Source organism: Bacillus sp. SIMBA_074 (genome assembly GCF_046534555.1).
Lineage (GTDB): Bacteria > Bacillota > Bacilli > Bacillales > Bacillaceae_G > Bacillus_A > Bacillus_A mycoides.
The window spans coordinates 1-250 of the sequence record NZ_JAWRYM010000940.1; the positions used below are offsets into that span (position 1 = coordinate 1).

At 52.4% G+C, this 250-nt stretch carries 3 tRNA genes; all 3 read left to right on the plus strand.

From position 1 onward, the window contains the following. The 3 genes from SB773_RS33545 to SB773_RS33555 all read left to right on the plus strand — a co-directional run bounded on the left by SB773_RS33545 (nucleotide 1) and on the right by SB773_RS33555 (nucleotide 248). A tRNA-Asn gene (locus SB773_RS33545) sits at nucleotides 1–75 on the plus strand. 4 nt (nucleotides 76–79) lie between these two features. Continuing rightward, nucleotides 80–152: transfer RNA gene (locus SB773_RS33550), tRNA-Thr, on the plus strand. Between the two features lie 24 nt (nucleotides 153–176). Further along, nucleotides 177–248: transfer RNA gene (locus SB773_RS33555), tRNA-Glu, on the plus strand. The last annotated feature ends 2 nt before the right edge of the window (nucleotides 249–250 follow it).

Below are 250 nucleotides of genomic sequence, written 5' to 3' on the forward strand. Positions count from 1 at the left end.
TCCGCAGTAGCTCAGCGGTAGAGCTATCGGCTGTTAACCGATCGGTCGTAGGTTCGATTCCTACCTGCGGAGCCATTATGCTTCCATAGCTCAGCTGGTAGAGTACTTCCATGGTAAGGAAGAGGTCACCGGTTCAAGCCCGGTTGGAAGCTTGGGAAAATTTTTGTTTTTTTTTTGGCCCGTTGGTCAAGTGGTTAAGACACCGCCCTTTCACGGCGGTAACACGGGTTCGAATCCCGTACGGGTCACC